Annotated in this window: 22 protein-coding genes; 17 read left to right on the forward strand and 5 right to left on the reverse strand. The window is 46.9% G+C overall.

The annotated features are described in order from the left end of the window. Positions 1 to 2: 2 nt before the first annotated feature. The 7 genes from NYE50_RS05315 (at position 3) to NYE50_RS05345 (ending at position 4,751) form a co-directional block, all read left to right on the forward strand. The gene (locus NYE50_RS05315) at positions 3 to 536 is read left to right on the forward strand and encodes an NAD(P)H-dependent oxidoreductase (RefSeq protein ID WP_003155386.1); all 534 of its coding nucleotides are present in this window, start codon (positions 3 to 5) and stop codon (positions 534 to 536) included. A 12-nt stretch (positions 537 to 548) separates the two neighbouring features. Next, entirely contained in the window at positions 549 to 920 is a 372-nt protein-coding gene (locus NYE50_RS05320; protein ID WP_159353939.1) for a hypothetical protein, read from the forward strand. A 119-nt stretch (positions 921 to 1,039) separates the two neighbouring features. Then, complete coding sequence (locus tag NYE50_RS05325) at positions 1,040 to 1,807, forward strand: hypothetical protein (protein ID WP_088056545.1); 768 nt, start codon at positions 1,040 to 1,042, stop codon at positions 1,805 to 1,807. Positions 1,808 to 1,809: 2 nt separating this feature from the next. Continuing rightward, on the forward strand, positions 1,810 to 2,187 hold the full coding sequence (locus NYE50_RS05330; protein WP_012117149.1) for a GntR family transcriptional regulator: 378 nt from the start codon (positions 1,810 to 1,812) through the stop codon (positions 2,185 to 2,187). After that, a complete protein-coding gene (locus NYE50_RS05335) occupies positions 2,177 to 2,893 on the forward strand; it encodes an ATP-binding cassette domain-containing protein (RefSeq protein WP_059366816.1) in 717 nt (238 codons plus the stop codon). The genes NYE50_RS05330 and NYE50_RS05335 overlap by 11 nt, the downstream gene beginning before the upstream one ends. Then, a complete protein-coding gene (locus NYE50_RS05340; protein WP_159353941.1) occupies positions 2,894 to 3,811 on the forward strand; it encodes an ABC transporter ATP-binding protein in 918 nt (305 codons plus the stop codon). Further along, positions 3,804 to 4,751 carry an ABC transporter permease gene (locus NYE50_RS05345; RefSeq protein WP_003155377.1) on the forward strand — a complete coding sequence of 316 codons (948 nt, stop codon included), beginning with the start codon at positions 3,804 to 3,806 and terminating at the stop codon, positions 4,749 to 4,751. Before NYE50_RS05340 ends, NYE50_RS05345 begins: the two co-directional genes overlap by 8 nt. Positions 4,752 to 4,841: 90 nt before the next feature. Here the strand turns inward: NYE50_RS05345 and cspB are convergent, their stop codons facing one another. Beyond that, positions 4,842 to 5,042: a cold shock-like protein CspB gene (gene cspB / locus NYE50_RS05350; RefSeq protein ID WP_003155376.1), complete on the reverse strand. Its 201-nt coding sequence runs from the start codon at positions 5,040 to 5,042 to the stop codon at positions 4,842 to 4,844. A 381-nt stretch (positions 5,043 to 5,423) separates the two neighbouring features. On the opposite strand from cspB, the gene NYE50_RS05355 reads away from it, so the two are divergent. Further along, a complete protein-coding gene (locus NYE50_RS05355) occupies positions 5,424 to 6,254 on the forward strand; it encodes a MetQ/NlpA family ABC transporter substrate-binding protein (protein ID WP_159353942.1) in 831 nt (276 codons plus the stop codon). Between the two features lie 16 nt (positions 6,255 to 6,270). On the opposite strand, the gene NYE50_RS05360 is transcribed toward NYE50_RS05355, so the two are convergent. Then, a complete protein-coding gene (locus tag NYE50_RS05360) occupies positions 6,271 to 7,350 on the reverse strand; it encodes a GGDEF domain-containing protein (RefSeq protein ID WP_159353943.1) in 1,080 nt (359 codons plus the stop codon). Between the two features lie 151 nt (positions 7,351 to 7,501). Here NYE50_RS05360 and NYE50_RS05365 point away from each other — a divergent pair, with 151 nt between their 5' ends. Further along, positions 7,502 to 8,893, forward strand: coding sequence for an L-cystine transporter (locus tag NYE50_RS05365; protein WP_159353944.1), 1,392 nt, complete (start codon positions 7,502 to 7,504; stop codon positions 8,891 to 8,893). A 99-nt stretch (positions 8,894 to 8,992) separates the two neighbouring features. On the opposite strand, the gene NYE50_RS05370 is transcribed toward NYE50_RS05365, so the two are convergent. After that, a complete protein-coding gene (locus tag NYE50_RS05370) occupies positions 8,993 to 9,592 on the reverse strand; it encodes a hypothetical protein (protein ID WP_159353945.1) in 600 nt (199 codons plus the stop codon). Positions 9,593 to 9,736: 144 nt separating this feature from the next. Here NYE50_RS05370 and NYE50_RS05375 point away from each other — a divergent pair, with 144 nt between their 5' ends. Together NYE50_RS05375 and NYE50_RS05380 are read left to right on the forward strand one after the other, a co-directional pair. Continuing rightward, positions 9,737 to 10,279: a YhcN/YlaJ family sporulation lipoprotein gene (locus NYE50_RS05375; protein ID WP_159353946.1), complete on the forward strand. Its 543-nt coding sequence runs from the start codon at positions 9,737 to 9,739 to the stop codon at positions 10,277 to 10,279. Between the two features lie 124 nt (positions 10,280 to 10,403). Further along, positions 10,404 to 11,306, forward strand: a complete 903-nt coding sequence (locus NYE50_RS05380; protein ID WP_224988513.1) for a hypothetical protein — start codon at positions 10,404 to 10,406, stop codon at positions 11,304 to 11,306. Here NYE50_RS05380 and NYE50_RS05385 read toward each other — a convergent pair whose 3' ends face one another. Beyond that, positions 11,307 to 11,969, reverse strand: a complete 663-nt coding sequence (locus tag NYE50_RS05385; RefSeq protein WP_224988511.1) for a spore coat protein — start codon at positions 11,967 to 11,969, stop codon at positions 11,307 to 11,309. A 193-nt stretch (positions 11,970 to 12,162) separates the two neighbouring features. Between NYE50_RS05385 and NYE50_RS05390 the strand changes: the two genes are divergently transcribed. Both NYE50_RS05390 and NYE50_RS05395 read left to right on the forward strand, forming a co-directional pair. After that, positions 12,163 to 14,196 carry a 5'-nucleotidase C-terminal domain-containing protein gene (locus NYE50_RS05390; protein ID WP_224988510.1) on the forward strand — a complete coding sequence of 678 codons (2,034 nt, stop codon included), beginning with the start codon at positions 12,163 to 12,165 and terminating at the stop codon, positions 14,194 to 14,196. Beyond that, on the forward strand, positions 14,193 to 14,789 hold the full coding sequence (locus NYE50_RS05395; protein WP_224988508.1) for a class D sortase: 597 nt from the start codon (positions 14,193 to 14,195) through the stop codon (positions 14,787 to 14,789). Before NYE50_RS05390 ends, NYE50_RS05395 begins: the two co-directional genes overlap by 4 nt. On the opposite strand, the gene NYE50_RS05400 is transcribed toward NYE50_RS05395, so the two are convergent. Then, a complete protein-coding gene (locus NYE50_RS05400) occupies positions 14,786 to 15,694 on the reverse strand; it encodes an RluA family pseudouridine synthase (protein ID WP_224988506.1) in 909 nt (302 codons plus the stop codon). The two genes, NYE50_RS05395 and NYE50_RS05400, sit on opposite strands and share 4 nt — an antisense overlap. Before the next feature lie 110 nt (positions 15,695 to 15,804). On the opposite strand from NYE50_RS05400, the gene NYE50_RS05405 reads away from it, so the two are divergent. From NYE50_RS05405 to NYE50_RS05420, 4 genes are all read left to right on the forward strand, one after another. Beyond that, positions 15,805 to 16,200: a DUF5365 family protein gene (locus tag NYE50_RS05405; RefSeq protein WP_224988504.1), complete on the forward strand. Its 396-nt coding sequence runs from the start codon at positions 15,805 to 15,807 to the stop codon at positions 16,198 to 16,200. 130 nt (positions 16,201 to 16,330) lie between these two features. Then, complete coding sequence (locus NYE50_RS05410) at positions 16,331 to 16,753, forward strand: CBS domain-containing protein (protein WP_016938414.1); 423 nt, start codon at positions 16,331 to 16,333, stop codon at positions 16,751 to 16,753. A gap of 128 nt (positions 16,754 to 16,881) precedes the next feature. Then, positions 16,882 to 17,571 carry an HAD family hydrolase gene (locus tag NYE50_RS05415; RefSeq protein ID WP_224988502.1) on the forward strand — a complete coding sequence of 230 codons (690 nt, stop codon included), beginning with the start codon at positions 16,882 to 16,884 and terminating at the stop codon, positions 17,569 to 17,571. Further along, positions 17,564 to 19,102 (forward strand): bifunctional GNAT family N-acetyltransferase/carbon-nitrogen hydrolase family protein, encoded by a 1,539-nt coding sequence (locus tag NYE50_RS05420; protein WP_224988500.1) that lies wholly within the window; start codon positions 17,564 to 17,566, stop codon positions 19,100 to 19,102. The genes NYE50_RS05415 and NYE50_RS05420 overlap by 8 nt, the downstream gene beginning before the upstream one ends. Positions 19,103 to 19,163 lie beyond the last annotated feature (61 nt).

Here is a 19,163-nt window from a genome sequence, read left to right on the forward strand (position 1 = left end):
GAATGAAAATTTACGTAGTGTACGATAGTGAAGGCGAACACACAAAACACCTTGCTGAAGCCATTGCCGAAGGAGCGCGAGAAAACGCTGAGGCTGAAGTCCTGATCGACCATGTCGATCAAGCAGACATCCGCAAGCTGAAAGACATGGATGCCATTATCTGGGGATGCCCGGGACACTTTGGCACCATCAGTTCAGGCTTAAAAGCGTGGATCGACAGACTCGGCTATCTGTGGGCTGAAGGCGAGCTGATTGATAAAGTCGGCGCCGTATTCTGTACGACGGCGACAACACATGGCGGATTAGAAATGACAATGCACAATCTGATCACTCCTATGTTTCACCAAGGCATGATTGTTGTCGGACTTCCCGGCAACGTTCCTGAAAACGCGCTGTACGGCTCTTACTACGGCGCGGGCGTCACATGCCCGGTTGACAGCGATGTGCTGATGACGGAAGAAGGCCTTCAATTAGGCCGTGCGCTTGGCAGACGTGTCAGCCAAGTCACAGGTAATCTAACTGCCGGACGACAGTAAGGAGAGGGTTATATGGCCATTATTATAGCGGTTATTGCTGCTGTCATTGTGATTGCACTTCTTATCACATTCAATGTCCGCAGCACTTCTGCAGGACAGGATGTCAAAGAAGAAAAGAGAGAAGCGATCGGCACTACAGCCGAACAGCCGGAAAAGCATGATCCGGCCGAGGAGCGCTCAGCCGAGCATGCTCCCGTCGTTGTAAAATCTGAATCTCCCCGTGAGAAAAAGAATACAATGGGCGATGATGTGTACCGTCAGGCGCTTCAGAAGTTTAAGACTTCTGAGACGGATCGGGAACCAAACGATCCTGATAGCGGCGGCAAAATGCAGGATAGCAGCTATCGTGATGCGCTGCTCTCCTTAAAAAACAAAAAGAAGTAATTGAAAAGGCAAATCTGCGTAAGAGCGGATTTGTCTTTTTTTTATTGAAGATATTGTAATACGTGATGATCTAGTGTACTATGTTACTCATACACTTGATCCGAATGGAGAGAGCAAGAATGACATCGTTTTTAGGTTTGCTGAAAAAAGATGCGAAGGTTTCATGGATTTGGCTCGCGGTGTGGCTTTGCGGCATGATTTGCTTGGCGTTTGCAGCCCACGTCATCGCTGCCCGTCAGAAAGAACCGCTCGTCATTTTCGGCTTTTTTGCGGCAATGGGGTTTTTTCAATTTCTTGTAGCGCCGCTTTTTATGTACTATCACCTTCATAAAGAAGGAAAAAACCAGCTGTGGCTTTACAATCCGAATGGAGGATTTTATCTGCTGGCTTCCAAGCTGACGGCCTCACTGCTGTATCAGTTGATCGGGCAGCTGGCGCTGACCGGTTACGGCATTTGGATGTACCGGATGCTTTCTGCAAAAGGAGCGCTGGAACACGCCATTCCCCTGGCCGGCACATTAACCGGACTGAATGCTTACCTGCTGATCAGTTCAGCGTACTTATCTGTGATCGTGGCCGTATTTTGGACTGTTTTTCACTCATTAAAACATGTTCCCGTCCTCCGTTGGGTGATCTGCATCGTGCTTGCGTTTGTCTGGACCTATATTGACGATAAAATCATTACGCCTTTCACTTCATCTCAACATGATTTATGGCCGGTAAAAGTGTATGCGAATTTTCATTTTCATTATACAAAATTGACCGGATGGACGATGGAGCTGAAAACCGTCCACATTTCGCTTTTCAGCTTCTTGGCAGTGATCGTGCTTGCGGCGCTCTGTCTTGCGCTGGCCTCTATGCTGCTGAATCGAAAGGTTGAGGTGTAATGATGGAGAATGAATTTCAGTCATCCAAGCCGATTTATCTGCAGATTGCCGATCGTGTATATTACCGGCTGATCCGAAGTGAGCTTTCACCGGGGGACAAACTGCCGTCCGTAAGGGAGATGGCCGTACAGATGAAAGTGAATCCGAATACGATACAAAGAACGTACAGTGAAATGGAAAGGCTGGGGATCGTGGAGACGAGAAGAGGACAGGGAACCTTTATAGCGGAAAGGTCCGATCTGAAAGCGGAGCTGAAAGACAGGCTGACTAAAGACGTTTTCAAACGCTTTATTCAGGAAATGGCGGAGCTGGGGTTATCTCCTGAGGAAATGATCGACGGGATCAAACAATATGCGGAGGAAGCAAACGATGAATCTTGATTTTGAACGCGTAACAAAAAAATACGGCCGCAGGCTCGCGGTCAGCGATGTATCATTTTCATTGTCTCCGGGTAAAATCTACGGAATTTTAGGGCCGAACGGAAGCGGTAAATCAACAACGCTTAAAATGCTTGCCGGGCTTGCGTTCCCGACCTCGGGCGCCGTCCGGATCGGAGACTGCGCAGTAAGCAGGAACATGCTGTTTCGTACGGCTTATTTAACCGAACATGATATGTTTTTCGCCCGGACGACCGTCGGTGATATGCTCACATTTTATCATTCGCAATTCCCGGATTTTCAGCTGGAAAAAGCACATAACCTATTAACGGAAATGAATCTTTCAGCGGGGCAGAAGATAAAAGAGCTGTCCAAAGGCAGCCGGGGCAGGCTGAAAATCGTTTTGGCCCTGTCGAGAAAAGCATCCGTCATTCTGCTGGATGAGCCGTTTTCAGGTCTTGATCCGGCGGTCAGAGAATCGATTGTCAACAGTCTCGTATCTTATATTGATTTTGACAGCCAGATCGTCGTCATCGCCACGCATGAGATCGGCGAGATTGAGACGCTGTTAGACGAAGTGATGGTTTTCATAAAAGGGAAAATCGCTGAACGGCGCGAGGTCGAAGAAATTCGGGAACAGGAAGGAATGTCCGTGCTGCAATGGTACAGAAGCGTCATGCAGGCGCACGAAATAGAAGGGGGATTCTAATTGGAAACGGTATTAGAACTGCAACAGGTAAAGAAAACGATAAAAGGACGAACGATTATTCATGATCTGAGCTTCTCCGTCCGGGCGGGCGAAGTGTTTGGGTTTCTAGGGCCGAACGGAGCGGGGAAAACCACTACGATCAGAATGATGGTCGGATTAATGATACTGTCTCAGGGAGACATCGTAATCTGCGGGGAATCCATTACGAAAAACTATGCAAAAGCGGTCAGGCACGTCGGAGCCATCGTGGAAAACCCGGAGCTGTACAAATTCCTGAGCGGTTATAAAAATTTACAGCAGTACGCAAGGATGGTAAAAGGCGTTACGAAAGAAAAAATAGATGAGGTCATCGAGCTCGTCGGGTTGCAGGACAGAATACATGACAAAGTAAAAACCTACTCTCTCGGAATGAGACAGCGTCTCGGCCTCGCCCAAAGCCTGCTGCATAATCCTAAGGTGCTGATTCTGGATGAACCGACAAACGGCCTTGATCCCGCGGGCATCAGGGAAATCAGGGACCATCTGAAAAAGCTGACACGTGAAAAAGGAATGGCTGTCATCGTCTCAAGCCATCTGCTGTCAGAAATGGAGTTAATGTGCGACCGAATCGGCATTCTGCAAAAAGGGGAGCTTGTCGATATTCAAAAAGTAAGGGATGAAGGAAAAGAGGATAAAGATACATACTTCTTCCATATTGAACAAAGAGAAGAGGCTCTTGCCGTTCTGAGTCAGTTTGACTGTGTGAAGAAGACGAACGGCATTGAGATCAAGCTGTCAAAACAGGAAGTGCCTGATGTGATATCACTGCTCGTCCGTGAAAACATCCGCTTATATGAAGTGAAAATCATGACAAAATCTTTGGAAGACCGTTTCTTGGAGATTACCGGCGGGACGAAAGAGGAGGTTCAATATGTTTAAGCTGATCTATAATGAATGGATAAAAATTTTCAGCCGCGTCGGCACGTGGGCTATGATTGTAATTTTAGGCGTTTCGATGATCGGTTTTGCGCTTCTGTCAAACCATTTCACCTCGAGCGAAGCCAATCCGAATTGGAAACAGGAGCTCCAGGCTGAAAACAAAGAAATGAAACAGCAGATGAAGGAAACCGGAAACCAGACGCTCATTGATAACCTGAAACAGAATGTCGCGATAAATCAATACCGTATGGATCATAACATCCCTGAGGATACAGGGTACACAGTGTGGTCATACGTAGCTGATTCTTCGATGATGACTGTTTTGACCGGGCTGTTTACGATTATCATTGCCGCAGGCATCGTGGCGAATGAGTTCAACTGGGGGACGATCAAGCTGCTTGCCATTCGTCCGCTCAGCCGTTTTCAGATTTTGCTTTCTAAATATATGACGGTGCTGCTGTTCGGACTGCTGATGCTTGTGATTTTATTTGCCGGCTCCGCTCTGTTGGGATTGGTCTTTTTCGGTACAGGCGGAGATACTGCGGCTGATGTTCATCTCGTATACAAAGACGGCCATGTTTTTGAGCAAAATATCATCGCCTTCCTCGCTAAAACATATGTCTATGAATCTGTCTCCGCTTTTATGCTTGCGACGATGGCGTTTATGCTGTCTGCGGTATTCCGGAACAGCTCATTAGCGGTCGGATTTTCTATTTTTCTATTGGTTATGGGGAACACGGCGACGGTATTTCTTGCTGCGAAATTTGAATGGACCAAATATATTTTATTTGCGAACACGGATTTGTCGCAATATATGAACGGGACTCCTTTAGTAGAGGGGATGACGATGACATTTTCGGTTGTGATGCTTGTGATTTACTTCGTTATTTTTCTGGCGCTCGCATTCGGCGTCTTCTTAAAACGCGATATTGCCACCTGATATAAAAAAGCTGTTTTGCCTTTGCAAAACAGCTTTTCGTTTTAGATGAAAAAAACCTGCCGGCGTACACCGGCAGGTTTTTTAAACAATTTATGCTTTTGTTACGTTAGCAGCTTGTGGTCCGCGGTTTCCTTCAACGATTTCGAAAGAAACAGATTGGCCTTCTTCTAAAGTTTTGAAGCCTTCGCCTTGAATAGCAGAGAAGTGAACGAATACATCGTCTTGACCTTCTACTTCGATGAATCCGAATCCTTTTTCAGAGTTGAACCATTTTACTTTACCTTCTAACATGAAATTTCCTCCTAAAGCGACATAACGCTTAAATTCACTATTCTTGCTCTAAAACAAACTTCCAAGACGAAAACTCTTACAAAACTTTCTTCTTAAAGATAGTTCGAACAAAAATAATTACCTTTACTCTACCAGTAATTCGAAGAAAAAACAACTGCTAAATGTAACTTTTTTCGAAATAACATGTTTTAAGAGGGGAACGCTCTGATACGGAAATCTGATTTGAGACTAGAACAGCCCATTTTCAGCTGATAAAACCGCTTTACGGTCTCTTAAGGAAGCAATTGACAACCCTTTTTTTAATCGGTATTGTATGTAATCATGAGCCCGAATACCATGGTGCAGCCTCTGTACATAAAAATAGATAGGGAGTAGGTCAACTTGAACCTGCGGCTTATAAACAGTCTGTTTCTTTTCATTTTGATCATGTCACTTACTTCATGCCATTATCCTGACGGGAACCGGACAATTACTATCGGAATCAATGAATCTGATCAATCGATCTGGGAGTTTGTCGCGAAAAAAGCCGGTGAGGAAGGATTGCAGCTGTCTTTGGTAACGTTTTCGGATTATGCCGAGGCCGATTTGGCGCTTGCCGGCGGGGATCTTGACGCCAATGCGTTTCAATCCGTTTCTTATTTTCAATCTTTGCCGCCTCATGTGAAAAAGAAGCTGGCTCCTTTAGGAACGACATATGCGGCATCGCTGGGGGTGTATTCCAAGCAGCATAAACGGCTGAAGGATATACCGGACGGAGCGGTCATTGCCGTGCCTGGTGAAGCGGCGGCCTTCGGCAGGGCGCTTTTTCTCATGCAGGAGGCCGGACTGATGACATTGAAAAAGGGATTCACCGGTACGGGTTCAACTGATATGATCAAGGGCAACCCGAAGCATCTGACCTTAAAAACGGAAACAAAAAAGAACGCCTATCAGGCGGCGGAACATGCTGACGCAGCAGTTCTCAGTCAAAGCGAGGCGAAAAGAGCAGGATTTCATGCGGAGAAGGACGCGCTGATCCGATCGGCGCAAATGAAGGAAGCGTATATTCATCTGATCGCCGTCAGAGCTGAGGATAAAGATGATGAACGGATGCAAAAACTCCTGTCTTTGTATCAATCAGATGATACCGCGGCGTTTATTGAAAAAGAATATAAGGGCAGCCTGATTCCTGTTTTCCTGAGGGGCGGCTTTCTCACTGAAAAGAAAGAATGATTTCCTCTTCGGGCGATCATTCTTTTTTTTCAGTGCTGCACACTTGATTGCGCCCTGATGTTTTCGCTTTGTACAGCATCCGGTCCGCGATCAGGGGCAATGTCTGAGGGTCCGATGTATTTGTCGGATAATGCGCGATGCCGAGGGAAACGGTCACGGGAATTGTATCTCCGCTCGTCAGCAGAATCGGGTCCGCGTCAATCGTGTGCCTGATTTCTTCTGCGAGGTGAAGCCCTTTTGTATACGTGCAATTGGGCATAAGCACGGCAAATTCTTCCCCGCCGATGCGGGCTGACGGATCAGAACTGCTGAGTAAGAACCTCAGGCGCGCCCCCAGTTCCTTCAGCACTTGATCCCCTTCATAATGGCCGTATTGATCATTGATCTGCTTAAAGTGATCAATATCCAAATAAATAAGCGCGAGCTGAGACGAGGGGGATTGAGACGCCCGATCGTACAGAACGCGCGAGACTTCCTCGAATTTTCTCTTATTAAAAATCCCCGTCAGAAAATCATAATTCGCTTGAAACTTGTATTGCTTGAACAAAAGGCGGGCATCGGCTTCGTGTTTAATAATATACAGCGACAGCATTCCGCCCAAGACGGAAATGAGCCAATAATAAACGAGGGCCCCGGCAGGCTGTTCGGGCATAAGAAACAGCAGCGTCAGGGTGAAAATAACATTTGAAAAAAGCAGCATAACGAACGCCATTTTGTGATCCGGCTTTTTTCCTCTGAGGACGGCCGCAGAAAGTATCGCAATAACCCCGACGGCGGCGATGGAAAAAATGGCGCTGGCATTGAAATTGATCAGGATACGGCCTGCGACGATAATCGCAAAGGCGGCTGCCGTAGACACCCAGCCTCCGTAAAGAGCGGCGATGATAATGGGGATATTTCTGAGATCAATGATGGAATCGGAGTAAGAAAAGCCGAAAGCAATCAGAAAAACCCCTAAAAGCCCGCAGACCGTCCCCTTCAGTAATTGAAACATCAGACGGTCTTCTTTATACGAAAGCGACTCTTTAAAAAGAAGGGTGAACAGATAATTAAATGTAATTAAAATCGTCAAATTAAGAAACAGTTCCTTCAGCATAACAATCACCCTTATATAAGTTACTAGAGAAAGGGTGGAAAGAAAAGAGAAAAGTCTATAAAAATACATATTTTGCCAATTCTTACTTGACCGATCGGAATTCATATAATATAGTGTTAAAGGATAATGAGCAAGGGAGTGTTTACCTGTTTTGGAGAATTTATTTATAGTCTTACATGTTTTTATTATGCTTTTGCTTATAGCAGGTCTGTTTGTCATGCAAAAAAAACACGTTTCCTTTTCTAAACGTGTCTTTATCGCGCTCGGACTAGGCATTGTATTCGGTTTTGCACTGCAATTGATTTACGGGCCGGCTTCACATATCGTGACACAAACGGCCGATTGGTTTAATATTGCCGGCGGCGGTTATGTCAAATTGCTTCAGATGATCGTCATGCCGCTAGTCTTTATTTCTATTCTCGGCGCATTTACGAAGCTGAAACTGACCCATAACATCGGGAAAATCAGCGGACTGATCATTGGGATTTTGATCGCTACAACAGCAATTGCTGCGGCAGTCGGAATTGTTTCGGCGCTTTCCTTTGATCTGAAAGCCGTTCATATCGACCAGGGAAGCACCGAGTTATCAAGAGGCCAGGAGCTGCAGCAAAAATCTGAGGATATGACGGCCAAAACGCTGCCTCAGCAAATCGTTGAGCTTCTGCCGGGAAATCCGTTTCTTGATTTCACGGGGGCCAGACCGACTTCCACCATAGGAGTCGTTATTTTCGCCGCTTTCCTCGGCATCGCTTTTCTGGGCGTGAAACGGAAGCAGCCGGAGCACGCTGCGACGTTCAGCGGAATTGTCGATGCGGTATACGCGATTATTATGCGCGTCGTGACGTTAATTTTAAGATTGACGCCTTACGGGGTATTGGCGATTATGACAAAGACGATCGCGACAAGCGACATCGACAGCATTGCGAAACTGGGGATGTTTGTGATCGCTTCATACGCCGCGCTTATCGTCATGTTTATCATTCACTTGCTGCTGATTACGTTCAGCGGTTTAAATCCGATCACATACGTGAAAAAAGCATTTCCTGTCATGGTGTTTGCGTTTACGTCCCGTTCAAGCGCAGGGGCTTTGCCGCTCAATATTAAAACACAAAAAAGCATGGGCGTCCCGGAAGGAATTGCGAACTTCGCCGGTTCATTCGGCTTATCGATCGGTCAAAACGGCTGTGCCGGCATTTACCCGGCGATGCTCGCGATGATGATTGCGCCGACAGTGGGGCAAAACCCGTTTGAACCGGGATTTATCATTTCCGTCATCGCCATCGTGGCAATCAGTTCATTCGGTGTAGCAGGCGTGGGAGGCGGCGCGACATTTGCGGCTCTGCTCGTCCTATCCGCTTTGAACATGCCTGTCGCGCTTGCCGGGCTGCTCATTTCAATTGAGCCGTTAATTGACATGGGGCGCACCGCCTTAAATGTCAGCGGCAGTATGACCGCAGGGCTGTTAACAAGTAAAATGACGAAGGAAACCGATACCGCGGTGTACAATGATTCCTCAATCGTCATTGAAGCTGAAGAAGCTTAAAAGCAGATCGATGGTTCATTCTCTTATAGAAAAATAATAGATAGAGCGCTAAAACGAAAAATCCTTCATCGTTGAACGAATGAAGGATTTTTTCGTTTTCTAATGATTTCCGGGTTCAATTTCTTCCAGCATATTCATCACGGTGCTGTCATTTAAAACATTTACCGCGCTTTCTTCAAAGTGAATCGGCTCCGTATAGTGAGGCTTTGCCGAAGTCTCTTTTCGGCGGTCCGCCTGTCCGTCCGTATGGCTCCGGCTATGTTCATGAGACGATGAAGATGAGCCGGAGTGTTGGCCGGAAGTCTGCTCATGCCGCTGTCCGCCGGATTCTCCGCCGAAAGCCTGTTTGATCATCTCGGCGGGCTGCATGGAGCCGCTTGGTGAATGCCGTGCTTTGTCCGTGTGCCGCTGTCCGCCGGATTCTCCGCCGAAAGCCTGTTTGATCATCTCGGCAGGCTGCATGGAGCCGCCTTGTGAGTGCCGTGCTTTGTCCGTGTGCTGCTGTCCGCCGGATTCTCCGCCGAAAGCCTGCTTAATCATCTCAGCAGGCTGCATGGAGTGTGCGTCATCTTTATGCTGCATTCGGCCTGAAACCATTCCGGTGATTTTGCGGCGGATTTCCGGTGATAAAGCTGCAATCAAAAGTGATGAGCCAATCAGCAGCGCTGTCGGGCTGATGCCTTTTTTTTGTCTGAACAAGTTAAATCCCTCCTCATTCTAGTGATTACATTTATCTTTTCCTTTCCTTCTGATATTTATCCAAACCGCTCAAAATGCAAACGGAGTGCATAAATCCAGCCGAATAGAAAAACCTATACGTAAAGTGAGAAAGGAGGAATTCACATGATAAAAAAACAAGCAGTTATCTCTGCCCTTCTTCTGCCGATGCTGATTACCGCAGGGTGCAGTATGGGAAACCAGGGAGAAGGAAAACGAAATGACAACCGCACCCAAAATGTAAATTACCGCAACACGCCTAACGACGGTGCGACAAATATGAATACAGGGAACCGTCATAACCAAAACACCGCAGATCACAATAACGACCGTAACCTGAGCGTTGCCGATAAAGCCGCAGACAAGGTGACTGATCTGAAAGAAGTTAAAAATGCAACTGTGATCATTGCCGGAAACACCGCTTATGTTGCTGTTGTTTTGACAAACGGGCAAAAAGGCGCCATCGTCAACCACCTGAAAAATAAGATTACCGATAAGGTGAAATCAGCCGATAAACATGTCCGGACAGTATATGTATCAGCGAATCCGGATTTCGTGGAACGTATGCAAGGCTACGTAAAACGAATCAAAAACGGCCACCCGGTATCCGGTCTGTTTGATGAATTCGGCCAAATGGTGCAGCGTGTATTCCCAACCCCCAATAAATAAATGAAATGAATGGAAAAGCCGCATTTGCTGCGGCTTTTTTATTTTATCTGCCGTCACGGCCAAACCTTCCGGCGCATAAAGTAAAGAATGAGATGAAAATTGAAGGATCGGGGAGGGAGCTTGTTTGCGTGACGGCATGGGGAAACGGGCGGCATTCACTCTGATCCTGTGCGGGGTCCTTGTCATATTGGCTGTCAGTTCAGCCATTTCAGTAAGTTTGATGTACGTCCTGTCGGGCCAAAACAGCCGCTTTGTTCCGACGAAGGAACAAGTGACTGAACACATGAATAAAGAAATTTACAAACATACAGCGATTTACTATACGGCGGATGAAAAGCCGCTCTTGGACCTGACCAAGCTTACGTTAGACTACGCAAAGCGTATCAATCAAATCATTGTCGGCTATAAAGGAACAGCGCCTCTTGAACTTATTTTCTTTGCGGATGAAGCTGAAATTGAGCAATATTCCGGCTTGAAAAACGTAGTCGGTTTTTATTCAGAGCAGGAGCAGATGATGGGGCTTTTGCCTGAAGAGAAAAAACAGCTTTTGAAAAAAGATGAGCTGGCCGTTTTTATGTATAAACAATTGATTATTCATGAATATACGCACTATGCGTTTCATCAAAAAACGCGGCAAATGGGAACGTCTACGTCTGAATTTCCGCTTTGGTTTCATGAGGGGCTGAGCGAATGGGTTGCGCATTATGATGTAGTCATTGATCCGATTGCATTTTCCGTCGTGCCGTTTGATCAATTAACGACCGACCGAAAATGGCAGAAATCGCGGATGGAATATGAGACGGATGTATATTTGCAAAGCTTCTATATGATAAAGGATTTAACCGATACATTCGGAGAAGGCATTATCTTAACCATTATCAACAAAACCGCCGAAACACAGGATTTTGAAAAAGGCTTTGAAGCGGCCACTAAAGAAACCCTGAGACAGTTTGAACATGATTTCACAAAAACATATGAAAAAAAGAAAACGGCATTGGAGAGTCGGGTATCCAACGCCGTTTCTTAATCAATGCAGGTTTTGCTGCTGTCCCATTTGTCCTTTAATCGGAGGCATTTGCGGCTGTCCCTGAGCCGGCCCGAATGAATTCAGCATCGTCTGCATATCTTGTGCATTAAGCTGAGGAACCTGATAATAACCGTGTTTGTTTTGGTACAGGAAGATTTCAAATGCCATTTCAACATATTGCTGAATTTGGGCGGAGAGCACTCTTCTTGTCACGGGATTGGTCATTTCAAGCGAGCTCATCGTCAAAAGAGAAGCTTGAGCTTTAATCAGGCCGAGCATATGGCCGCTTATCCCGAGATCTTTGACATCATTTAATGATTGATTCGGTTTTTTCGGCTGTGTCGCTTTTATGCCGTACACGGCTTGGTTCTGTTCCTTCATCATATATGTCGAAGTTTCCTGAGAAGGCTTTTGGCCGGTCTTAAAGCATTCTGCCGTCAGATTATAAAGTCCGAGAATGAATTGGTATTGGCGGTCAAGAATATCCGCCAGCTGCTGATCCTGTATAAATTGTCTGAGCATCATAAATTGATCCAGGACGCCGACTGTTCCGGCCAGGACTTCATGCATATCGAAAAGCTCATGTCCTCCGTGATTCACTTGCGGTGAACCCGGCATCCCCTGATTTACTTGCGGCTGCTGCTGATTCTGCTGCTGTTCCACTGATTGTTTTCCTCCTTCATGTCAAATCATCATTAAGAGGTGAAAAAAGCTGATCCGTTATACATGCAGACCTATTTCGTTACATGGGGACTATTTACTATTTTGCGCCAGTGAAGACAATCTTTACAAAAAAGTGGTGTGATTTTTAAGAAAATAAGCTAACGTATTTCTTAGAAGACAAGGGGGGAAATGAATGAAGAAAAAAAGGGGGATGCGTCTTTCGTGCTGTTTGCTGATGGTTTGTTTTATGGTCTCCGGCGTGAAAGATGCGTCAGCAATCGGACAAGCCGGACCGCTGAATGAGAGTAGAACGGCTAAGGCGTATCAAGACCAGCAGACTGAAGACACCGGCCGTGTCCCGCTCAGAATCATCAGCATGAATGATCTGCACGGAAAAATTGATCAGCAATATGAGCTTGATCTTAACGGAGATGGTAAACCGGATGGCACGTTCGGCCGAATGGACTACGCTGCGGCGTACATTAAAAAAGCAAAAGCCGAAAAAGAACATGCCTTCGTGGTGCATGCGGGCGATATGATCGGGGGCAGTTCTCCCGTGTCAGCCCTTTTTCAAGATGAACCGACAGTAGAACTGATGGAAGACATCGGGTTTGACGCCGGGACTGTCGGCAATCATGAATTCGATGAAGGAACAAATGAGCTTAAACGGATCATCAATGGAGGAGATCATCCGGACGGAAAGGGGACAAGCGGTTATGACGGCCAAAATTTCCCGCTCGTCTGCGCCAACTGTAAACTAAAATCAGGAGAGCCCTTTCTGCCGCCGTATGAAATCAAATACGTTTCCGGAATTCCGGTTGCATTTATAGGAGTTGTAACCAGATCGGCAGCAGGAATGGTCATTCCGGACGGAATTAAAAACATCACGTTTACGGATGAGGTAAAAGCCGTAAATGACGCCGCCGCTGACCTGAAGAAAAAAGGAATTAAAGCTATCGCCGTGCTCGCCCATATGTCTGCTGAACAAAACGGCAGTGCGATTACGGGAGAAGCCGCAAAGCTTGCCGCCGGGACAGACTCAGAGATTGACGTGATTTTCGCCGCGCACAATCATAAAGTCGTAAACGGAGAAGTCAACGGCAAGCTTATCGTGCAGGCATTTGAATACGGAAAAGCAATCGGAATCGCCGATCTTGAACTTGATAAAGAGTCGAAGGATATCGTGAAAAAATCAGCGGAGATCCAATATATCGACCAAAGTAAAATCAAGCCGGACCCGGATGCGGCAGGCATATTAAGCAAATATGAAGAGAAAGTGAAACCAATTATCAGCGAAGAGGTCGGGGAAGCGGCCCATGATATAACGGGCGGCTATTCAAATGACGGCGACACGGCGCTTGGAAATCTGATTGCCGACGGTATGAAAGCGAAGATGAAATCCGATTTTGCGCTAATGAATGGCGGCGGCATCCGGGACGGCATAAAAAAAGGGCCGATTACATGGGGAGACCTTTATAATGTTCAGCCGTTCGGCAATGTGCTGACGAAGCTTGAAATCAAAGGAAAAGATTTGCGGGAGATCATCAACGCGCAAATTTCTCCGGTTTACGGACCGGATTACAGCATCAGCGGATTTTCCTATACATGGAACCCGGAAACCGGAAAAGCGATTGATATGAAAATGGCGGACGGGACAGACATACAGCCCGAGAAAGGATATACATTAACAGTCAATCAATTTATGGCAACGGCAGCGGGGGCAAAATACGGCCCGATCGGGAAACTCGGCAAGAATCCGGTGACGGGGCCTGAGGATTTGGAAGCGACAGTAGACTATGTCAAAAGCTTTTCCGCTCCGATTTCTTATCAAAGCAACGGCCGCATCCGCACGGCATCCGCAACCGAAACACCTGATGACACCGGCAGTCAGCCGGGAAGCGGGGAAACACCGGGCGGCACCAGACCCGATAAAACAGAAAAACCCCAAGCGGAAAAACCCGCTAAAAACCCGGATGCTGCAAAACAGCCTGATCAAGCAAAAAACCCAGAGCGTCCCGTTATAAAAGAAACAGCTTCCAAAACCCGTCCGTCTCCGGCTGCAAATCCGGAAAAAAGCACAGAACAGACTGAAAGCGGCACACAAAAAGGCCGCCCGTTGCCTGACACTTCAGCGGGCAGCCATCAGACGGCACTGGCCGGACTGGTGATCACAGGCGCCGGCGTATACTGGCTTTTCAGAGGGAAAAGGAGCAACCGCACACCATGAATAAACTGAAACATATTCCGCTTCTTGTCATCATTATCGGTGTCATCGTCACATGCTACGGAAGCTGGAAGATCGTCGATTCACATATGAAGACAAACCAATCGCTTCAAGAAGCAAAAAAAACGGCTGAACCCGTTCTGGCAAAGAAAGAAACGAATAGAGCCGTTTTGGCGCAGCGCAAAAAAGAATTTCATCCTAAAACAGGTGAAGCAAGCGGTATTTTAGAAATCCCTAAAATTGATGCTGAGCTCCCGATCTTGGAAGGGACTGACGCAGACGATTTAGCAAAAGGCGTCGGCCATTATAAAGACAGCTATTATCCGGATGAACACGGCCAAATCGTATTATCCGGCCACAGGGACACGGTGTTCCGACGGACCGGCGAACTGAAAAAAGGAGACAGGCTGAACGTGATTCTGTCTTACGGCGCGTTTTCTTATAAAATCAGCCATACAAAAATCGTCAGCCGGGATGATACGTCCGTCATCACCCTTCAGCACGAGCGGGAGGAACTGATCCTGACCACTTGCTATCCGTTTTCTTACATCGGAAATGCACCGAAACGATATATTATATATGCTTACCCGGTTTAAGAAAAATACGTGTCGGCAAAGTGTGCCAGATCAGCGGGCATAGGCGCTTCGGCAATGATTTCTTCTCCGGAGACCGGATGGACGACGCTGACCTTTTTGGCGTGAAGCGCCTGTCTGTGAAACAGCGCCCGGCTTCCGCCGTACAGGTCATCTCCCGCTAACGGATGGCCGATGCTTGCCATATGCACTCTGATTTGATGTGTTCTTCCGGTTTCCAATTCAAGCTCGACCAGAGAAAGCTGCGCGCCGGAATGATAGCCTTTTACCTTGTAATGGGTGACGGCGGCTTGTCCGCCGGGTGAGACGCGCCGTCTGACGGAATGTGACCTGTCGCGGCCGATCGGCGAATCAACCGTGCCTTTTTTCGGCGTCACTTTTCCTTCCGCTGCGGCGATATAGGTTCGTTTTAATGTTTTGGTTTCAAGCTGCCGATCGAGGATGGCATGAGCCAGGCGGTGTTTAGCGAAAACGACCGCACCTGACGTGTCCCGGTCAAGCCGGTGAACATGGCGGGCTTTCGCTTGTTCGCCGTTGATTTGAAAATGGTAAGCGATCAGATTGCTGAGGGTTCCGGTCTGACCCTCTTCATTCGGATGAGTCGGCATCCCCGCCGGCTTATTTGCAATCAGCATATGATTGTCCTCAAATAAGATTTCCGCTTCCCCGTATTCCGGGATCACCGATGACTCCGTTTTTTCCTGAAGATCAATGAACAGGCGGTCTCCGGTTTTCAGGATGATGTTGTTTTTGGGAGATGTGCGATTGACCTGAATGCTTTCTTGGTTCATCCATTCGGTTATCACGGGTTTTGATGCCTGAAATTCTGATTTCAGGACTGAAAACAGCCATTGTCCGGCGTGCTTTTCCGTTATCAGAAGTTCCAGCCCGCGGTCATTTTGTTTCATATCATAAAGCTCCTTTTTCAAGCGGAAAGCGGCTGTTTCAATAGGAAACACTTACCTTAGCTTTCGCGTTTTTTTCTGTGCTATTCTTGATAAAGATTAAGGATATTCACATGGCAAGAAAGGTGATTGATGTGAGAATTGTCAACGCAGCGACTGACGGACAAGAAAGCGCGATACAAGAGCTTTCCTCTGAACTGTTCCAAAATGTCTTTCCTCTTTATTTCTCCGAACTGGAAATGCAGCGCTTTAAAAAAAGGGGCGTATTGTCTTTACAAAACCAACTTTACCAAGGAACGTTAAAAGAAGCATTTCAAATTATGGCTTGTCTGCAAACGGTACATATCATGCTGTCAAAGCCGCACGCGGTATATGATGCCAAAGAGCGGGCGCTGTTTGATAAAAATTGCGCTTTGCTGAATGATTGCGGAATGAATTTTCCGTTTACCTATGATGATTTCGAGACAAGAGCCGAATCAGAAGCCTGCGGTCACAGAAGACTGATCTGACGGATGTAAAGAGCCTTTTTACAGGCTCTTTTTTGCTTCTTTGACATGATACCACAATTTCTTTCCTCTAACTCCCTTTATAATGAGACAAACCCCTGAGCATAATAAATGGCGAAAGGGGTGCTTTACAATGAGTTCAATCAAACAATCAATGACTACCCACGTGGCTACCGTTTCTCCCAATCAAACGATTCAGGAAGCGGCCGCGCTGATGCATCAGCATAATGTCGGAGCGATTCCCGTCGTTGACGGAGGGGAATTAAAAGGGATGCTGACAGACCGTGATATCGCATTGAGAACAACGGCTCAAGGCCGCGACGGCCAAACACCTGTTTCGCACGTGATGTCTTCTAAAGTAGTATCCGGAAACCCGGAGATGAGTCTTGAAGAGGCGTCACACCTGATGGCCCAACACCAAATCCGCCGCCTTCCCATTGTTGATCAAAATCATTTGGTCGGGATCGTTGCGCTTGGAGACTTAGCGGTCGATCAGCGTTCAAACGAGTCTGCGGGAGCAGCTCTTTCTAATATTTCCAGCCAAAACTCACAGTAACGGATCAAGAGAGCTTGCATTCATGCAGGCTCTTCTTTCCGTCCGAATGTTACATTTTGAACGCGAAAGAAATTCACGGTATAGTGTATACATAGGTCACAGTACGTTAACTAAAGGAGCTGTAAGCAGTGATAAAAGCATTAATCTTTGATTTTGACGGGTTAATTTTAGATACAGAAACCCATGAATATGAAGTGCTGCAAGAAATGTTTGAAGAACACGGATCGACATTGCCTTTATCTGTCTGGGGAAAGGTGATCGGAACGGCCGCGGGGTTTAAGCCGTTCGCGTATTTAGAGGAGCAGCTGGGAAGAAAGCTCGATCATGACGAACTGACGGCGATCAGACGTGCGCGCTTCGATCAGCGGATGAAAACGGAAACGGCGCGTCTCGGGGTGGAGGCTTATTTAGCCGCGGCGAAAGAATTAGGATTGAAGGTGGGGCTTGCTTCAAGCTCAGATTTCAAATGGGTATCGGGCCACCTGAAGGAGTTAGGCCTGTTTGATGAATTTGAAGTGATTCAGACGGCGGATGACGTAGAAGAAGTGAAGCCGAATCCGGAACTCTATTTGAAAGCGGCGGAACATTTAGGCGTCGAACCTTCCGAATGTCTTGCTTTTGAGGATTCCGTCAATGGCTCAATCGCAGCCAAACGTGCCGGCATGAAATGTGTGATCGTACCGAATAAGGTAACAAGCGCCCTGTTGTTTGAAGAATACGATCACAGACTGGAATCGATGGCGGAAATGGAACTTGAATTACTTTTACAGCGCTTGAACAATCAAAACGAATCGGCAGGGGGAAGCGGCATTGTCTGAGAAACTTGATCTGACCCGTTTTGAAAAGAAAATGGTCATACGGAACATGGAAGAGAAAGATATCAACAAAATTATTGAGCTGCAAAAGGATTGTTTCCCGGGGATGGAGCCTTGGGAGCCTGAGCATTTAATCAGCCATCTCGCGCATTTTCCGGAAGGTCAGTTTTGCGCCGAGTATGAAGGGGAAATTATCGGATCATGCTCCAGCCTGATCATCAATTTCGATGAATACGATGACCGCCACACATGGCAGGACATTACAGACGACGGTTACATCACGAACCACAATCCGGACGGAATGAACCTGTACGGAATTGAAGTGATGGTGCATCCGGCATACAGACGGATGAAGATCGGACACCGGCTGTATGAAGCGAGAAAAGACCTGGCTAGACGATTAAACCTGAAAAGCATCATTATCGGCGGACGGATTCCGAATTACCATAAATATGCGGAAGAAATGACGGCGAGAGCCTATGTCGAACAGGTGACGCGCCATCAGATTTATGATCCGGTGCTTTCCTTTCAGCTGATGAACGGATTTACGCTCATGCGGATCAATCCGAATTATCTCCCGGATGACACCGCGTCCATTAAATATGCGACATTAATGGAGTGGAACAATGTCGATTACCTGCCGCAGTCGAAGCGCTATTACAAATCGGCATTTCCGGTGCGTATTTGCGTCATTCAGTATGAAATGAAAAAGATTTATTCCTTCGAGGAATTTGCCAATCAGGTTGAATATTATGTGGATGTGGCTTCCGATGCAAGATCTGATTTCGCGGTATTTCCGGAGATTTTCACGACGCAGCTCATGTCATTCCTCGAGGAGCGTTCTCCGAGTCTGGCCATTCAGAGGATTACCGAATATACAGAGGACTATATCAGCCTCTTTACAGACCTCGCGGTGAAATATAATGTCAACATCATCGGCGGCTCCCACTTCGTTGAAGAAGAAGGGAAAATTTATAACATCGCTTACTTATTCAGACGTGACGGCACGATTGAAAAACAGTATAAGCTTCACATTACGCCGAATGAGCGGAAATGGTGGGGCATCAGCGCCGGAGACAGAGTGCGCGTATTTGATACAGACTGCGGAAAGATCGCCATTCAGATCTGCTACGATATTGAATTTCCGGAGCTTGCGAGAATTGCCGCGGATCAAGGGGCGAAAATTATCTTTACGCCGTTCTGCACTGAAGACCGCCAAGGCTACTTGCGCGTAAGATACTGCTCTCAGGCGAGAGCGGTTGAAAACCAAATTTACACTGTCATCTCAGGTACGGTCGGGAACCTGCCGCAAACAGAAAATATGGATATTCAATACGCACAGTCAGCCATTTTTGCTCCGTCTGATTTTGAATTTGCCAGAGACGGAATCGTCGGTGAAACGAACCCGAATATCGAAATGGTTGTGATCGGGGACGTTGACCTTGAAATTTTAAGAAGGCAGCGTGAAAACGGAACCGTGCGCCAGCTGAAAGACCGGCGCAAAGACCTCTACCGGATTACGCATCTTAAATGAAGAAAGCCCGCTCCGGTTTAAGGAGCGGGTTTTTTTATAAAAATACTTGCACCGTCCCCGG

Source organism: Bacillus sp. EU55, assembly GCF_038005925.1.
Lineage (GTDB): Bacteria > Bacillota > Bacilli > Bacillales > Bacillaceae > Bacillus > Bacillus velezensis.